The following is an 18,535-nucleotide window of genomic DNA, read 5'->3' as shown; positions in this document are numbered from 1 at the left end:
AAATGCTTTATTTAAAATGCGCTCATTAGTGTTATTTTTGTTTACTGTTATTACCGCATTTTTATTATTTCAAGCAACTCAGATCAAATTAGACGCATCATTCACAAAAAATATTCCTCTTCAACATAGCTATATGAAAACGTATTTAAAGCACCAAGAAAATTTTGGTGGGGCAAATAACATTTTAATATCAGTATGTGATGCAGAAGGCGATATTTTTAATGAATCTTTTTTTAATGCGTTAAAAGGAGTTCACGATCAATTATTTTTTATTCCAGGTATAGATAGAACGCAAGTTAAATCGTTATTTTCACCGAGTACTCGATTTGTTGAAATTGTTGAAGACGGTTTTGCTGGTGGACCCGTTATACCAGCAAGTTTTGTCCCTAATAAAGCGGGCTTAAATACTGTAAAAGGTAATATTGAAAAAGCAGGTATTGTGGGGCGAATTGTTTCAGACGATTATAGTTGTGCCATGGTAAATGCATCATTAATGGACGTTAATCCTGAAACAGGGGAAAAGCTTGATTCTATTAGTATCGCTGAGCAATTAGAAACCCAGATCAGAGGAAACTTTGAAAAAGATAATATAAGTATTCATATTATAGGTTTTGCTAAAATGGTGGGGGACGTAGCTAATGGAGCTAAAAGCGTTGTAACCTTTTTTGGTATTGCAATAGCAATTACAGCCGTTATGGTCTACTTCTTCTGTCGTTCAATAAAACTTACCATACTACCTATTGCTTGTTCGTTTGTTGCTGTTGTGTGGCAAATGGGGATGTTGTCAACATTAGGCTACGGCCTTGATCCAATGTCTATTTTGATCCCATTTCTGATCTTCGCTATTGGAGTAAGTCATGGCGTTCAGATGATAAACTCAGTGAAAAAACTCGTGTCGAAAGGCAAAACAAGTCTTGAAGCCGCACAAATCAGTTTCGCGGCATTACTGATCCCCGGTGGTATTGCGTTATTGTCTGATACTGTTGGGTTTTTAACACTGCTTTCTATCGATATTGGCATTATTAGAGAATTAGCTATTGCCGCTTCGTTAGGTGTAGCCATGATTATTTTGACTAATTTAGTGTTACTACCTTTATTAGTATCGCTTATTCATATTTCTCCAACGGTAGAGAAAAAAAGAAAAGCTTACCTAAAAATTACGGTGTTAAAGATCCTATTAAAAGAACTATTTGGGACTTTATTGCAAATTTTGCAACCAAAGGGCCAGCATCTATTATTCTTGTATTCACAGCCTTATTGTTTATTTTAGGTTATGTTAATTCGCAAAATATGAAAATAGGGGAGTTACATGCTGGCGCACCCGCCTTACATGAAACCTCTCGTTATAATCAAGACACTTTCTTAATCACTAATCGATACGCTATTAGTGTTGATTACATGTCTATTATCGTTGAAACAACGCCCGATGCATGTACACAGCACAACATAATGAATGTTATTGATCAGTTTCAATGGCGAATGGAAAACATTCCAGGCGTGCAATCGGCAATTAGTTTAGCGTCTGTCGCAAAAATAGTTAATGCGGGTTATAACGAAGGTAATGCTAAATGGCGTGTGCTTTCTAAAAATCAACAAACACTTGTTCAATCTATTGCTCGAGTTCCTTCATCAAGTGGTTTACTGAATAACAATTGTAGTGCTATGCCGGTTATTTTATTTTTGGATGATCATAAAGCAGAAACAATTAATAGAGTGGTTGATGCAGTGAAGCTTAATGCCAGTGAATTAAATAATGAGGAGGTAACCTTTAAATTAGCTTCAGGTCCTGTAGGTGTGATGGCTGCAACCAATGAAGCTGTTAAAGAAGCTCAATTGCCTATGATGTTGTATGTATATGGTGCAGTCATTATTTTATGTTTACTCAGCTTTAGAAGCATTAAAGCGACTATATCAGTGGTTGTTCCTTTATATATTGTTTCTATATTAGCGCAATGGTTAATGACCGCATTAGATATAGGCTTAACAGTATCTACACTACCAGTTATCGCTTTAGGGGTTGGTATTGGTGTGGACTATGGTATTTATATTCTTTCTACCATGAATGAAAGGCTTAAAAATGGTGCTACAGTCAAAGCGGCTTATCATGCCGCATTAACTGAAAGAGGAAGTGCCGTTATTATTACCGGTATAACATTGGCTATTGGTGTATCAACATGGTTATTCTCAGATCTTAAGTTTCAAGTGGATATGGGAATCGTATTAACCTTTATGTTTTTGGTAAATATGTTTGCTGCTGTTGTTATTTTACCCGCTATTGCCGCTTTTCTTTGGAAAGACAAAAAATAATTAAATTTATTTTATTTATTTCACAAAAATTTATAGTGAATAATTAACCATGAAAATGACCGTAAGGTCATTTTCTATTTATAGGAAGTGAATAAACAACATTTCTTATGAATATTTCGTCTTGTAACCCGTTTGTAAAACTTTCACTCCAATAAAAATTCCTCGCAATTGCTTAAAATTACTAATAAAATCCTAATTACCGTCTATCATTAAAGATGGATATGAAAAATGAATAATGAGTAAGCCCATTCAAAAGCATTTTATGAAGTTATTTTAAAAATGTCTAAATACTCATTTCTCATCTATCGTTAATAAAAAATATAACAATTATTACAACATTCAATAAAGTGTTTTATCCAAAAGGAACAAGGCATGGCATTAGTAAACGGTTTACCTTCCGTAATACTTAACAACGTTACAGAATTAATACATCTTAAAGTCCCTAAATCTATTGCACCATTAGTAGATCAATTTTCAACACTACTGTATGGAAATATATCAACACTTGATTTAAACAATCGAAATGACAGTGATATGTATGGTGCAACGTTAAGCTTATGGAACTCGCTTAATGATCACAAAATTAATCAACCTGTTATTAAAGTATTTAATCCTCAGGTATCCAAACATGGCTGGAAATCAAGCCATACGGTTATTGAAGTCGTTGTTAAAGATATGCCGTTTTTGGTGGATTCACTAAGAATAGCCTTGGGGAGGTTAGGATTAACCCCTCACTTAATGCTAAATAGTCCAATTAAAATTGTTAGAGATAACAATAATAAAATTATTCAATTGGCAGCAACTTCAGATAAAAAAATTAAAGCCACTTCAACAGAAACGGCATTTTTTATTGAAATTGATCGTATTACAGAACAAAGCTTACTTGATAGTGTAGTTAAAGAGTTACATTCAGTCGTTAGTGACATATCTCTTACGGTTACTGATTGGCAAACCATGCAAACTAAATTAAGCGAAATAATTACAACGGTTAAAAAATCTAAGTATTTTTGCAGTAAAGAAGAGCATAAAGATACCTTAGAATTTCTCGATTGGATACTAGACAATAACTTCACCTTTATGGGGTATCGCTCATATGATATTAAAACAATTAAGGGTGATATTGCTTTAGCGGCTCAAAATGAAACAAGCTTAGGCTTGATGAAGCAATCTAAAGGTTCTGAAGAGCGATTACTCTCTAAATTAAGTGAAGTGGCGAGAGACGTTGCTTTAGGTAATAACATATTAGTATTAACTAAATCTAATTCACGTTCACGTGTTCATCGTCCGGCTTTACTTGATTATATTGGTATTAAACGTTTTGATGCTAAAGGTAATGTACTGGGAGAAGACCGTTTTATTGGTTTATTTGGTTCAGCTTATTACACCAACAGCGCGCTTGATTTACCACTCATTAAATCTAAAGTGGCTAGTGTATGTGAATCTTCAGGATTTGCACAAGGTACACATGCTTATAAGGCTCTAATTAATATTTTAGAAACTTACCCTAGAGATGAAATATTACAATCGACTACCTCAACATTACTTAGTAATGTGTTGGGTGTTTTTCAAATGCAAGAGCGCGACTATACTGGGCTATTTGTTCGTAGAGATACTTTTGACCGTTTTTATTCTTGCATGGTTTATGTACCTAGAGAACGCTATAACACAAAGCTTAGAATGCAAACCCAAGCGTTATTAAAAGAAACCTTTGGTAGTGAAGAAGATGTAGAGTTTACGACTTATTTTTCTGAATCAGCTCAAGCGCGTACTCATTATATTGTTAGGGTTAATTCGACTAAAGCGGATATTGATGTGAAAGAAATTGAACGTAATTTAAATGAAGCGGCCTCTAGTTGGGATGATAAGTTAGCCACGGCCTTAAACTCTAATAAAGGTGAAGCATTAGGGAAAACACTTTCTAGAAAGTATGTTCACTTCCCACAAGCTTATAAAGATGAAGTTTTGCCAGGTTCAGCTTTAGTGGATATTGAAAAATTTGAAGCACTTACACCTGAAAATCATTTAGAGATGTTGTTCTATCAGCCTCAAGAAGAAAGTGCAGATAGTCGTTTAGTTAAGTTGAAGTTATTTCATCTAGGTGACCCAATTCATTTATCTGACGTATTACCTATTTTAGAAAACTTTGGTCTACGCGTTATTGGTGAAAGCCCTTATTCAATAAAAACGGCTGGCGGTGAAACCTACTGGATACTTGATTTTTCAATGTTACTTACCGGTAAAGGTAAATTTAACTTAGAAAAAGTACAAAGCTTATTCCAAGACGCTTTTGCTAAAGTATGGTCAGGGAAACTTGAAGATGACGGTTTCAACCGATTAATTTTAGGTGCTGAATTAGGCGGACGAGAAGTTTCAATCTTAAGAGCTTATGCAAAGTATGAACGCCAAATTGGTGGTACGTTTAGTCAAAGCTATATAGAAGACACTTTTTCTCGTTATCCAAACATTGCTAAATTATTGATTAAATTATTTAACTTGAAGTTTGATCCGCAAGGTAAATCGTCAGAAAAAGCAATCAATAAAACTGAAGATGACATTGAAACCTCTTTAGACAATGTTGCTAACTTAGATGACGATAGAATTATACGTAAAGTTGTTGAAATGATGAGTGCGACTATACGTACTAACTATTTTCAAAAAGACGCAAATAATGAAGATAAGCCTTATATCTCATTTAAAATTTTACCTAAGTTAATTAGCGAAATACCACAACCCGTTCCTAAGTTTGAAATATTTGTTTATTCACCACAAGTTGAAGGCGTTCATTTACGTGGCGGTAAAGTGGCTCGAGGTGGTTTACGTTGGTCAGACAGACGTGAAGATTTTAGAACTGAAGTTTTAGGTTTAGTTAAAGCGCAACAAGTAAAAAATACCGTTATTGTACCTGTTGGTGCTAAAGGTGGTTTTGTTTGTAAGCAACTACCCGAAGGAACAAGAGCAGAAATATTTGAAGCTGGTAAAGAATGTTATAAAACATTTATACGTGGTTTATTAGATATTACCGACAACATCGTAGGCGGTGAAATTGTACCACCAAAAAGTGTAGTAAGACTCGATGAAGACGATGCTTACTTAGTGGTTGCGGCTGATAAAGGTACAGCAACGTTCTCTGATATTGCTAACGGAATTTCAGAAGAATATAACTTCTGGATGGGCGACGCTTTTGCCTCAGGTGGTAGTGTAGGTTACGACCATAAAGGCATGGGCATTACCGCTAAAGGAGGATGGGAGTCTGTTAAACGCCATTTCAGAGAAATGGATATTGATTGCCAAACAACTGATTTTACTTGTATCGCTATAGGCGATATGGCGGGAGACGTATTTGGTAATGGTATGCTTTTATCTAAACATATACGTTTACAAGCGGCCTTCAACCACATGCATATATTTGTGGATCCTACGCCTGACGCAGCAAGTTCTTATAAAGAGCGCGAACGTTTATTTAATTTACCAGGTTGTACATGGGACGATTATAATAAAAAATTACTTTCTGAAGGGGGCGAAATTTATAGCCGCTCAGCTAAATCTTTAAAATTAACACCACAAATTAAAAAAATGTTGGGTACGCAAAAGCAAAGCATGTCTCCACTAGAGTTAATGCAAGCCATATTGAAAATGCAGGTTGACTTGTTATGGAATGGTGGCATAGGTACCTATGTTAAATCTTCAAAAGAAACACATTTAGATGTGGGTGATAGAGCCAATGATGCCTTACGTATAAATGGTAATGAGTTACAAGCTAAAGTAGTAGGTGAAGGTGGTAACTTAGGTTTTACTCAACTAGGGCGAATTGAATTTGCTGCTAATGGTGGGCGCATTAATACGGATGCGATTGATAACGCCGGTGGTGTTGACTGTTCAGATAAAGAAGTAAATATTAAAATTTTACTGAATAGTCTTGTGCAAAATGGTGATTTAACCGTTAAGCAACGTAATAAATTACTTTACGATATGACAGACGATGTATCTGAAAAAGTACTGGAAGATTGTTACCGCCAAACACATTCACTTTCAATTACCGCTATGCGTGGTGGAAGTCAGTTAAAAGAGCAATCTCGTTTTATTAGTGAACTTGAGCGAACAGGTAAGCTTGATCGCGCATTAGAGTTTATTCCTAATGATGATGAAATAGCCGATCGTTTGATCAAAGGTAATGGACTCACTCGACCTGAGTTATCCGTATTACTTGCCTACAATAAAATGGTATTAAAAGACGACCTAGTTTGCCCTGAAATTACCGGAAACTCTTATTACGATAAGTTCTTGGTTGAGTACTTCCCTAAGAAGTTACAGCAAAAATATTTAGTGGAAATGCAAAATCATCCACTACGAGCTGAAATTATAGCAACACAACTTGCCAATGCTATTGGTAATGACATGGGTTTTAATTTTATCAATCGAATGTTTGAAGAAACAGGTGCTACAGTCGCTGAAATTGCTAATTGTTACACAGTGGCAAGTAATGTATTTGGTATGACTGAAGTGTGGGAAAAAATTGAAGACTTAGATAATAAAATATCTACCGCTGTTCAAACAGAAATGCTATTTCAGATACGCCGAACAGTAAGAAGAGCAACACGTTGGTTCTTACGTCATCGTAATAAGTCGTTAAATGTTGCAGACTCAATTAAAATTTATCGTTCTACCTTTATTGACCTAAGTAATAATATATACACATATATGGTTGACGATGAAGTAGAGCAATTAAAACGTATTGAAAGCGATTTAGTTAAATCAAATGTACCTGAAGATATTGCAAACTATGTTGCTAAACTCAGCTCTATTTTCTCAGCAATGGATATTGCAGAATTAACCGCAGAAGGTGATAGAGAAGTGAGTATAGTGGCAAGTACTTATTTTGAATTAGGTGCCCGATTAGACTTACATTGGTTCTTAGATCAAATAACACGCCAGCCAGTAGCTAACCATTGGCAAGCATTAGCAAGAGCGTCATACCGTGAAGAGTTAGATTGGCAACAACGTTCTCTTGCTAGCGTTATTTTACGTACAGATACTAAAACAAAAGAAACGAAGGTGTTATTAGACAACTGGTTTGAAGAAAACCAACAGTCATTAGAGCGTTGGAATCATATATTAGCCGAGTTTAGAATTGGCGAAACTCACGAGTTTGCTAAGTTCTCAGTAGCCTTGCGTGAATTAATGCTACTTAGCTTAAAGTGTGATCCTGATAAGTAGATAGTGCCAATCGCACTAACCAACTGATCATTTATACTCGTTTAAATGGGCAATTACATCGTTATTTATTTAATAATTAGAACACTCCTTATTAAAATAAATGCCTTGCCTCTAAGCCTTTTAACTCTCGCAGAGTGGGAAAAAACTTAATAGACTTGGTATAAATCTTTATTAAATAGAAAGTAGCCTTTAATGGTGAATCTTTAACTGATAAAATCCCCGCCAATTGTGCGGGGATTTTTATTTTCACAAAAAAACACTCGTTTACTTATCTATTAATTTGCTCTGAGGTGTTATGTTTTATTCTGCTATTCGTAAAGTGTTTTTTAAGTTTGATGCTGAAACCATTCATGAAATGACCATAAAAGCATTAAAAAATACAGGAACCACGCCTCTAAGAGCTTTATATTGTCAAAACGTACCATCAAAGCCTGTAACGGTTATGGGGATTGATTTTCCTAATCCTATTGGTTTAGCAGCTGGGTTAGACAAAAACGGCGAATGTATTCCTGCTTTTGGCGCAATGGGCTTTGGTTTTGTTGAAGTGGGTACAGTAACACCTCGTCCACAACCAGGTAACGACAAACCACGTATTTTTAGAATACCTCAAGCAAGCGCGGTTATTAACCGTATGGGCTTTAACAACAAAGGGGTAGATTACCTAGTAGACCAAGTGCGTAAAGCGCAATTTAAAGGTGTTTTAGGTATTAACATAGGTAAAAACAAAGACACACCAGAAGAAAATGCGAAAGACGATTACATTCACTGTATGCAAAAAGTGTATAACTTTGCTTCGTATATTACCATTAACATATCGTCACCTAACACACCGGGTTTACGCTCTTTACAATACGGCGATGCGTTAAACGAGTTACTTTCTGCCCTTAAAGCTGAGCAAACTACGCTTGCTGAAAAATACGGGAAATACGTACCTATCGCAGTAAAAATTGCGCCAGACTTAACAGAACCAGAAGTAGAATCTATCGCAGAATGTTTAATTGCTAACAATATTGATGGCGTAATCGCTACCAATACAACACTTTCACGCGAAGGTGTTCAAGGCTTAGAACATTGTGATGAAATGGGGGGCTTAAGCGGCGCACCAGTTAAAGAAAAAAGCACACAAGTGATTAAGTTATTGGCTAAAGCGTTAGATAATAAACTGCCGATTATTGGTGTTGGTGGTATTTCAAATGGTGCTGATGCGAAAGAAAAAATAGAAGCTGGCGCTAAACTAGTGCAAGTTTACACAGGTTTTATTTACCAAGGCCCAGACCTAATTAAAGACGTAGTTAACGCACTTTAGTCTGCATTATCTATTTAACCTCAGCTCGGGATAAGCAAAGCGACTCAACAAGCTATTTTTGTGCCTAACTTCGTTGGATTTATGACTAATAGCCAGCTGTTAGATAGAAAAAATCGTCTTGTTATACACAAAAACATCAATGTTGAGACGCTAATATAGCTTAGAAAAACAAAGGAACAGGTTAAGTTTTTGATAAAAAATTGTTGTAATAAAAAACTCCGTAATGGAGTTTTTTTGTAACTATCTATCCAATATTAATTGTCAATTATGCTTAATATAAGTTTGATTCAATACATGTTAGAATTTAACCATATTATTATTTAAAATCACTAGGCGTATTTCATGTCTGCACATTCAATTTTCGACATTTGTGTTGAACCGATAGAACTATTTAAATTACTCAAAATATCTAACATGGCTGAAAGCGCTGGCGAAGCAAAAACCATGATCAGTGAAGGTAATGTTTTAGTTAATAAAAAAGTTGTCGATCAAAAGCGTAAAAAAGTACGCCGTGGCGATATTATCGAACATAACGGCAAAACGATTGAACTTGCTTTTAATCCAACTAAAAAACCAGCAGAAGTTATTAGTAAAATAGCATCAGCAAATGTAAGCGCAAAAAAGAAAAGAATAGCTAAAAGTAAAGCGCGAGTTATTGCATCAGGAACGGTTGCTAAACCGTTGAACGAACGTAAAAAGGAGAAAGCTGCTGAGTCTAAAACCATTTAGATAATAGTTCGGTGAAGTAGTCGAGTTTGTATCGAACGTTATTAAATTCATCGAAAACAAAAAAACTAGGGCCTATTCAACTTTGCTGATTGTTTTTGCAGTAGTTTATTAGTCTTTTATACAAGGTGATTCTACTCTAATGCGATAACGTAGTAGAAATAGCGAATAAACGCTGTTCTACGGATGCGTTTAAATGCTTGAAGCTCAGGCTGCCGTAGCCCTTAACTATTATATGTTAACGTTAAGCCTATAATAGTCGAAAATTCTTCTAGATAGATATGATGCCATAAACGCTGCTTTAGATATCAAAGCAGCGCTTCAAGTTTAGGGTATGGTTTTAACTAATTTATGACTTGCGCCTTTCTATCTAAACTACCACTAAAACGCGTTAACATAAGTGCAATTAAAACAACAACAGCGCCAACCCAAGGTGTATTCATTAAACCATGCTCTTCAACAATAATGCCACCTCCCCATGCTCCTATTGCAATGCCTACATTGAAAGCTGCAATGTTTAGACCCGATGCAACATCTACCGCATCAGGTGTGTATTTTTCAGCTAGCTTTACAATATAAACTTGCAAGCCGGGCACGTTGCCAAAAGCAAATGCTCCCCACACTAAAATAGTTACCACAGCGGCAACAGGGTTATAAGCGGTAAAGTTTAACACTAATAATATGCCAGCAAGTCCTGAAAAAATTATGGTTAATGCTTTAATAGGGCCAAAATTATCAGCCATTTTTCCGCCCCATATGTTTCCGACAGCAACAGAGATCCCGTACACTAAAAGTATTAAACCTACCGAACTAGGCTCAAAACCAGTCACTTCATTAAGAATGGGGGCTAAGTAAGTAAAAGCAATAAAAGTTCCGCCATAACCAATTGCTGTGATCGCATAAACTAATAGTAACCTTGGATGAGTTAACACTTTCATCTGGGCCGCAAGGTTAGTTGATTTAGCTTGCTTTAAATTGCTCGGGACGAGTATAGCGCTGCCAATCATGGCTAATAAACCTAAAATAGATACCGTTAAAAAGGTAGCTTCCCAACCAAATACTTGACCGATATAAGTACCTAATGGAACCCCTGTTACTAAAGCAACGGTTAAGCCTGTGAACATAATGGCAATAGCACTTGCTCCTTTTTCTTTCGGCACTAAGCTTGTGGCAATGGTAGAGCCTATAGAGAAAAATACGCCATGTGCCAGTCCTGTGAGTATTCTAGCTATTATTAATGCTTCAAAACTAGGTGCTTGCCAAGCGACTAAGTTTCCAATAACAAATAATCCCATAACCGATAGCAAGACGTTTTTTCTATTCCATTTACTTGTAAAAGCGGTTAAAACTGGCGCTCCTATCGCTACACCTAATGCGTATAGGCTAACCAATAAGCCTGCTGAAGGGATTGATATACTAAGGTCTTGTGCCATTGTTGGTAGTAATCCAACAATCACAAATTCGGTTGTTCCTATCGCAAAAGCGCTGAGTGCTAATGCAAGTAATGCTAGTGGCATCATAATCTCCAGTTTAATTAATACAGTGATTTGAAGTAGGGAGTTAAAGAAGCCCTTACTTCTGTTTGTTGGCGTAATTATTACCTGTTAAACTGTTGCAATAAATAGTGTTACTTACAAAATACTATTGTAATAAATGAGGTTAATTTGAATTTAAAAACAAGATCAGATGATTTAGAGCTTTTATTAGCCGTTGTTGAGTTTGGCGGATTTTCTGCTGCCGCTGACGCATTAAATATTCAAGTTGCTCGCATATCACGTTCTGTAACTAAAATAGAAAAAGATCTGGGCGCAACTATATTAATTCGTACCACTAGACGGGTTATGTTGACAGATGAAGGTAAAAAATTTGTTGATGCAGTCAATATTGGTCTTCAGCATATTCAAAATGCAGAAGCAGATATAACCGTTCAGGGAAAGATCCTGCAAGGAAAGTTACGTATTGATGCTGCTAGCCCATTTATATTTCATCAAATAGCGCCTCATATAAATGCGTTTAAAAAGGCTTACCCCAGTATTGAAATTGAACTTAATTCTAATGAGGGAATAGTCGATTTAATTGAAAAACGTACCGATGTAGCAATTAGAATAGGGAAGTTAGATGACTCAACACTACATACCAAAACTTTAGGAAAAAGCTCACTTTTTATCGTTGCATCTCCCCAATATATTGCACAAAACGGTTTACCTAAAAAACCAATAGATTTGAAAAATCATACCTTAATCGGTTTTTCAAATATTAAAACACTCAATAAATGGCCAATTAGAGGGGCTGATGTAATCAAACCAACAATAACGGCAAGTAATGGAGAAACTATCCGTCAACTAGCTTTATCGGGAAGTGGTATAACGTGCTTATCTGGCTTTATGGTTAATCAAGATATAGCGTCAGGTAAACTCATTTCATTGATAGAGTCATATAGAATTCAAGGAACTGATAGGGAGTTGGTGAATGCTGTATTTTATAAATCGTCAGCAGCTTCTGAAAGGGTTAAAGCATTTATAGACTTCATCAAACCCAAACTAACATTATGATGAATGTGAGTTTGGGATTGTTTACTTTGTCGGAATGTAGCCTAGTTCTTATTAATGGCACAATCCTGTATAAGATTTAGTGCTATTTCCATTCATAATCAGTTGGGTCGTTACGTTATTTTCTTCAAACGCTGCTAAACAATTAGTTCACACAGTATTTGATAAAATATCAAGATTAGAAGTGCATCCTGATTTAGGCGAAGTGCCTGCAAAATTAAGTCACTTAATTTACAAAGAGCTGATCGTTAATCCGTGTCGTATTTTCTATAAAGTTGAAAGTAATAGAGTATATTGTGATGCGGGAAGAGCGAGATTTACAACGATTTATCTTACAACGACCTGTCTAACCTAGAGCCATAAAAAACTATCATCTGAAATGCATGTTAAACATGTTTAAGCATTCTGTTAGAATAGCCAGCTATTAATTAAAGAATACCGAAACAGCATGTCAGAATTTAAAGCATTTTCACTTTTAGCGTCAATTATTGACCGCGTTAGTCTGAAAGGCTATACACAGCCCACTCCAATCCAACAAGAATGTATCCCTGTACTTATTAAGGGCAAAGATCTGCTTGGTATCGCGCAAACGGGAACCGGAAAAACGGCGGCTTTTTCATTACCTATTATCAATAATTTTGGCCGCAATAAAATTGATATTAAAGCTAAAAGTACACGTTCGCTTATTTTAACGCCTACTCGTGAGCTTGCCTCGCAAATAATGCAAAACATTGATGACTACTCTGATGGGTTAGGTCTTAAAACTAAAGTTGTGTATGGCGGTGTTGGCAGACAACCCCAAGTTGACGCTATTGCACTCGGGCTTGATATATTAGTGGCCACTCCTGGAAGGTTGTTAGATTTAATTGAAACAGGCGATATAAACTTTGAGGCGTTAGAAGTATTTGTATTAGATGAAGCTGATACCATGCTTGATATGGGGTTCTTTAATGATGTTCAAACCATAATATCTAAACTGCCAAAGAAGCGCCAAACACTCTTATTTTCAGCAACTATGCCAGCAGAAATAGAAATACTTGCACAAGCCATATTAAGAAATCCAATAAAAGTTCAAATTGCTGCAGAAACAGTGACTATCGACTTGGTTAATCAAAGCGTATACCAGCTTGAAAAAGCGAATAAAGTGCCTTTGCTGTTTAATATATTAGAAAACTCTGACTATGAAAAAGTACTCATCTTTTGTAAAACAAAGTATGGCGCCGACATAATAGTTAAAGCTCTAGAAAAAGAATCCATAACTGCTGCAAGCCTCCACAGTGGTAAAACACAAGCCGTAAGGGAAGAAGCATTACAAAACTTTAAAGAATCTACGTTAAGAGTATTGGTGGCAACAGACGTTGCTGCACGTGGCATTGATGTTGATAATATTTCGTTAGTGATTAATTATAATCTGCCTGAAGATCCAAGAAACTATATACATCGCATAGGACGAACGGCTCGTGCGGGTAAAAGTGGCAAGGCCATTTCATTTGCTGTAGAAAATGATGTAAGGCAATTAACCAATATTGAAACCAGCATAGGGCAAGCTATTCCTGTTGTTACGCAGCAGCCTTTTCATAAAGAATTTTCAAAAGCGCCTGTACCAAGTAAGAAAAAGAAATCGGTTAAAAAAACAACTAAAACCAATAAAAGTAGAACAAAGAGAAGATGAGAGCAGTATCAAAATGAATAACTACACCCAAATGGTACTATTTATTCTACAGTGTTCAATTAAATGGCACTAACCTTCGTATGCAATTGGGTCGGTTACGTTATTTTCTTCAAACGCTTCTAAACGTTCTTGGCAAGCACCACATTTTCCACAAGCTTTTTCACGGCCGTTATAGCAGGTCCATGTATTACTGTAGTCGAGGTTCATGCTAATACCGTCGGCTAAAATTGCAGTTTTATCTACGTTTAAGTATGGGCTAAATATTTCAACGGCTTCGTAGTTGGCAATTTGGCAAACGTCATTCATTTTCATTACAAATTCAGGTCTGCAATCAGGGTAAATGGCATGATCGCCTGAATGTGCGCCGTAATAGACTTGTTCAGCACCTACTGAAACAGCATAACCAACAGCTAACGAAAGTAAAATCATATTGCGGTTAGGCACAATAGTCGACTTCATGTTTTCAGCTTCGTAATGACCTTCAGGAATATCAATATCATCAGTTAACGATGAACCCGCTAATAATTGGTTGATGGCTGAAATATCTATTACTTTATGTTGAACACCTAGTTCATTACAAACTTGGCTTGCGCATTCAAGCTCTTTAACGTGGCGTTGTCCGTAATCGAAAGAGAGGGCATACACTTCTTTTCCATCTTTGATAGCGCGATTAAGTACGGTGAATGAATCCATGCCGCCTGAATAAATAACAACAACTTTGTTAGCCATTTGTAATGTCTCTTGAGGTACAATACCCGCAATTCTCGTTAAGTGATTAACAAGAGTTCGGGTTATAATAATAAAAGCGCGCATTTTACTAGAAAACCAACACAGGCTAAAGCACAAAAGTGAAAACAACTTGCTATAAAATTAATGAGTTCTTCGAAACCATTCAAGGCGAAGGTTCTTTTACCGGACAACCTTCTATATTTATTCGTTTACAGGGCTGTCCTGTAGCTTGTTCTTGGTGTGATACTAAACATACATGGGACATTAATCTTGATGATTCAGTGTCTACTGAAATAATGGCAAGTAAGCGTGAAGAATCTACCCAATGGGCTAATATGTCGGTTGAACAAATACTTGATTGGGTAAAAAAACAAGGTTACCAAGCTAAACATATTGTTATTACGGGTGGCGAACCTTGCATGGTTGACCTAACCCCTTTATGTGCAGGCTTTGAGGAACTTGGTTATAGTACGCAAGTAGAAACGTCAGGTACGTTTGAAGTGAGAGTTACCGATAAGTGCTGGGTTACGGTATCGCCTAAAATTAATATGAAAGGTGGCTATAAAATTTTACGTTCAGCGTTAGAGCGTGCTAACGAAATAAAGCACCCTGTAGCCACTGAGCATCATGTTGACGAGCTTCAAAAACTACTTGCCGAGCATGAAGTCATTAACACGCCAATTTATTTACAGCCTATTAGTCAAAAGCAACGCGCTACTGAGCTGGCGATTGAAACCTGTATTAAAAATAACTGGCGTTTGTCTATTCAAGTACATAAATATATTGGAATTGAATAGCGCTAATACCTAAATTTTATTAAGCGTAATACTCAAAGTAACGCCTGATGGATTGTGATGATCGTTCGCACTAATCATCCCTTGATGAAATTCCACAATAAGCCTCGCAATATAAAGCCCTAAACCTAAATGGGGCTGTGCTTGGCGTTTAGTGTCGCGCATCGATACCATAGAATCAAATAATCTATCTTTCATTAATTCAGGCAAGTGTTTACCGTTGTTACTTATGTGAATAATAAAGGTTGACGATGTTTCTTGTAAGCTAATGCTCACCTTATTGTCGTTACTAAATTCTACCGCGTTAGCAAATACTTTATCGAGTAACTGAGCGATATGTTCAGGTGAACCTTCTATATTGGGTGCTTTGCTACGAGCATTTTCTTCATTTAAGCCCGTTAATGAAAACCCTACCTCTGTGTAAATTTGTTTATAACCTTGCACACAGCCAAATAACACTTGTTGTAAGTTAAAAGGTACACGCTCTGTGGTTTCTAACATTTGCTCTAAGTTGGTGGCTTCACTCATATTGGTGAGTATTAAATTAAGGGTGTTTATGCCTGTTTGTGCACGTTCTATGTAAGGAGCTGTGCTATCAGGTAATTGCTGCATAGTGAGGTTTTCAAGAGAGGTTCTAACTACCGCAATAGGGGTTCTAAGTTCGTGAGATAAACGCGACGACATACCTTCAAGATAGTGGTTGTATTGGCTCAATCGATTAACGGCGGTTGAAAAGCTACGCGATAAGTCACCAATTTCATCGTTTGCAGTTGAAGCTACAAGTTGATTATTGATACGTCCGTTTTCATCAATGCTTGATTCTGCTTGGTTTCGTAGAGTTCTAATGCGGTTAGATATACGCGAAGCAAACAAAAAGAAGCTGGTTGCTCCTAATAACATTATGGCAATAATTGAAGTAAAGAGCTTTTCTAAGGCGCGGTTTCTTAAGGTTCTAATGCCGTTTGTGGTTTCTTCAACAATAACGGCACCATGTACTTGGTTATTAATATAAATAGGATAAGCGGCAGAAAGCACTACAGCTTGTTGGTCTGTGGTTAAACGCCATTGTGAATGCGCATTACCTTGTAACGCACTTTTTATGTGTTTACCTGTTAAGTGTTGAGCATCGTAAAGCTCGTCGATAAAGTCTTTAGGTGGCTTAGTTAAAAATTTATAATATAGCGGTAGTAGCCAGTTTTGCTCAATGGTGTTCCATAATGAGGTGATCATTGAATTGTTTGAATTGCTAGAAGTTGAATGACTTGTTGTTCTTTTATTCCACACACCACTGGCTTGTTTTAAATTTCCGGCCTTGGCTAATACGCGTTGATGTTGGTCGACCACCCAAACACTTGAGTTAGTGTAGCTCATGCCTTTTACAATACGTTCAATTTCAGGTGAGGGTACTAAAACCGTACCTAAAGTTTGCGCGGTACTTGGATTTGCAGAGCCAACACTGGCGAGTTCATCAGCAAACTCTGTATCTACATCATGAAAAGCAAAAGCAATATTATCGCCAACAATATCCATAGGAATACGTAGTTCTACATTATAACCTTGAGGTGTTTCTAACCAATGGCCTTGAATTTTAGGAGCTACGGTGATTATTTGTTTTTGGGGATTAGTTTGATTGGTTTGTGTAAAAGGTTCTGTTTCAATAATCGGTGTTTCAACCTTATATGCATCTAACCAACCAGCTTTTTTATTGCTGATAATAAAACGATTAAAGTTATTTTGCGGATCAACAAGTCCAATTTCTAAATGATCGTTTTTAAAAATACCACGCGCATTTTTATGACGATAAATCAACTTGTTATCAACCACAGTAAACATCATGTATAAATACTTATCGTACTGGCCTACGCTGGCGTTAAAGTGCAATGAATTTTCTGCTGAGGTTGATTGACTGAGCTGATTTTTTTCACCGTAGTAATGGGCGCGCGAGTTAAATAAAGGCCAGTCGATTGGTAGACCGTCTAATTGAATAGCGGTGGTTAATTTATAGCTGTATAGATCTTTTCCTTTTTCAACATTAGGAAGAAAACTTGCTTGATTATTAAAAAGGTTAGGGCGCTCATGTAATGCGGTGGCCAAAGCGCGAGCTGTACCTACAATGGTTTGCTCTTGACCGTAGCGTAGGTATTTTTCCATTTCCCACACGTATTGATAACCAAACCAAGGCAGGCTGAATAAAAAAGACGACAGTAAAAGTAACTTAATACGTAAACCAAATCTAAAGAACGACTTATTTTTAACGGGCATAGTTACAGTTTACGACCTGATTGTTGAAATGATATTTTTATCAATATACTTTTTATTAAGCTTTTCTTGCATATAGAAATATTAAGCATGGCTTGCTGAACTCATGCTGTTTTGTGTATCTTCATTCCAGCGATAACCCATACCATAAATAGTTTCAATGTAATCGAATGTATCGTCTGTTTTTATAAACTTTTTACGAATACGTTTAATGTGCGAGGTAATGGTACTGTCATCAACAAAAATATTAGAATCTTGCATGAGCTGGGTTCTGTTTTTTACATGGCCAGGGTGTTTAGCAAGTGCGTAAACCATCCAAAATTCGGTAATGGTTAGGTCGATTAATTGCTCCTTCCATTTAACACTCATGCGCTGGCTGTCTATTGTCATCGATCCTACGCTAATTAAATGATCTTCTTGTTGTGGTTGATTCATAGCATCTTGTCTGCGAAACAAAGCTGATATTCTTGCGCTTAAGTGAGGTAGACTAATATCTTTTGTTAAGTAATCGTCAGCGCCAATACGTAAGCCAGATACGGTATCAAAATCATTATCGCGAGCCGTTAAAAATATAATAGGTAAAGTGGTTGAAAGGGTGCGTAACCACTGACACAAAATAAAACCGCCGTCGTATTCTTCTTCTAAGCCAATATCTAAAATAACTAAATGGGGTAAGCGTAAAGAAAAGGCTTGTGTGGCACTTTCTCGATCTACATAGGTTTGTACCTGATATCCTTGGCTGCGTAGAACATCAGCATAGTTTTCTCTTATGGCTGCTTCATCTTCTACTATCGCTATGCGTTTACTCATTTATTCTTTTACCTTTCTGTTTTAGCTATTTAAGTCAAGCTGCACTCTTCAATGAGGTAAATATATCTAATTATTTCCCTAACTTCGCGCTTTTATTGATATTGCCATATTGTTGCCACATTTGTTCGTCGATTTTCCTTTTTTGCGTCGGTATTTCGTCCGACTTGTT

At 36.5% G+C, this 18,535-nt stretch carries 11 protein-coding genes and 1 pseudogene; 8 read left to right on the top strand and 4 right to left on the bottom strand.

Going from position 1 to position 18,535, the window contains the following annotated elements; genetic code table 11:
* The first annotated feature begins 16 nt into the window (after positions 1 to 16).
* The 4 genes and pseudogenes from AC0L5Q_RS04705 to AC0L5Q_RS04690 all read left to right on the top strand — a co-directional run bounded on the left by AC0L5Q_RS04705 (position 17) and on the right by AC0L5Q_RS04690 (position 9,556).
* Positions 17 to 2,307 (top strand): annotated as a pseudogene (locus AC0L5Q_RS04705) (efflux RND transporter permease subunit).
* A gap of 372 nt (positions 2,308 to 2,679) precedes the next feature.
* Positions 2,680 to 7,521, top strand: coding sequence for an NAD-glutamate dehydrogenase (locus tag AC0L5Q_RS04700; RefSeq protein ID WP_473614833.1), 4,842 nt, complete (start codon positions 2,680 to 2,682; stop codon positions 7,519 to 7,521).
* Positions 7,522 to 7,816: 295 nt separating this feature from the next.
* Positions 7,817 to 8,827 carry a quinone-dependent dihydroorotate dehydrogenase gene (gene pyrD, locus AC0L5Q_RS04695; protein WP_473614829.1) on the top strand — a complete coding sequence of 337 codons (1,011 nt, stop codon included), beginning with the start codon at positions 7,817 to 7,819 and terminating at the stop codon, positions 8,825 to 8,827.
* 342 nt (positions 8,828 to 9,169) lie between these two features.
* Complete coding sequence (locus tag AC0L5Q_RS04690) at positions 9,170 to 9,556, top strand: RNA-binding S4 domain-containing protein (protein ID WP_473614825.1); 387 nt, start codon at positions 9,170 to 9,172, stop codon at positions 9,554 to 9,556.
* Positions 9,557 to 9,897: 341 nt separating this feature from the next.
* On the opposite strand, the gene AC0L5Q_RS04685 is transcribed toward AC0L5Q_RS04690, so the two are convergent.
* Entirely contained in the window at positions 9,898 to 11,070 is a 1,173-nt protein-coding gene (locus AC0L5Q_RS04685; RefSeq protein ID WP_473618255.1) for an MFS transporter, read from the bottom strand.
* Between the two features lie 147 nt (positions 11,071 to 11,217).
* Here AC0L5Q_RS04685 and AC0L5Q_RS04680 point away from each other — a divergent pair, with 147 nt between their 5' ends.
* From AC0L5Q_RS04680 to AC0L5Q_RS04670, 3 genes are all read left to right on the top strand, one after another.
* On the top strand, positions 11,218 to 12,105 hold the full coding sequence (locus tag AC0L5Q_RS04680; RefSeq protein ID WP_473614821.1) for a LysR family transcriptional regulator: 888 nt from the start codon (positions 11,218 to 11,220) through the stop codon (positions 12,103 to 12,105).
* Positions 12,106 to 12,184: 79 nt separating this feature from the next.
* Complete coding sequence (locus tag AC0L5Q_RS04675; protein ID WP_473614817.1) at positions 12,185 to 12,457, top strand: type II toxin-antitoxin system RelE/ParE family toxin; 273 nt, start codon at positions 12,185 to 12,187, stop codon at positions 12,455 to 12,457.
* A gap of 93 nt (positions 12,458 to 12,550) precedes the next feature.
* Positions 12,551 to 13,774, top strand: coding sequence for a DEAD/DEAH box helicase (locus tag AC0L5Q_RS04670; protein ID WP_473614814.1), 1,224 nt, complete (start codon positions 12,551 to 12,553; stop codon positions 13,772 to 13,774).
* Between the two features lie 69 nt (positions 13,775 to 13,843).
* Here AC0L5Q_RS04670 and queC read toward each other — a convergent pair whose 3' ends face one another.
* On the bottom strand, positions 13,844 to 14,503 hold the full coding sequence (queC, locus tag AC0L5Q_RS04665) for a 7-cyano-7-deazaguanine synthase QueC (RefSeq protein WP_077342861.1): 660 nt from the start codon (positions 14,501 to 14,503) through the stop codon (positions 13,844 to 13,846).
* A gap of 119 nt (positions 14,504 to 14,622) precedes the next feature.
* Here queC and queE point away from each other — a divergent pair, with 119 nt between their 5' ends.
* On the top strand, positions 14,623 to 15,300 hold the full coding sequence (gene queE, locus AC0L5Q_RS04660; protein ID WP_473614811.1) for a 7-carboxy-7-deazaguanine synthase QueE: 678 nt from the start codon (positions 14,623 to 14,625) through the stop codon (positions 15,298 to 15,300).
* Between the two features lie 9 nt (positions 15,301 to 15,309).
* On the opposite strand, the gene pdsS is transcribed toward queE, so the two are convergent.
* Together pdsS and pdsR are read right to left on the bottom strand one after the other, a co-directional pair.
* Positions 15,310 to 17,559, bottom strand: a complete 2,250-nt coding sequence (pdsS, locus tag AC0L5Q_RS04655) for a proteobacterial dedicated sortase system histidine kinase (RefSeq protein ID WP_473614807.1) — start codon at positions 17,557 to 17,559, stop codon at positions 15,310 to 15,312.
* An 81-nt stretch (positions 17,560 to 17,640) separates the two neighbouring features.
* Positions 17,641 to 18,366, bottom strand: coding sequence for a proteobacterial dedicated sortase system response regulator (gene pdsR / locus AC0L5Q_RS04650; protein ID WP_473614805.1), 726 nt, complete (start codon positions 18,364 to 18,366; stop codon positions 17,641 to 17,643).
* Positions 18,367 to 18,535 lie beyond the last annotated feature (169 nt).

This window comes from Pseudocolwellia sp. G5-9, from assembly GCF_055808995.1.
This window is presented reverse-complemented; position numbering and strand designations above follow the sequence as displayed.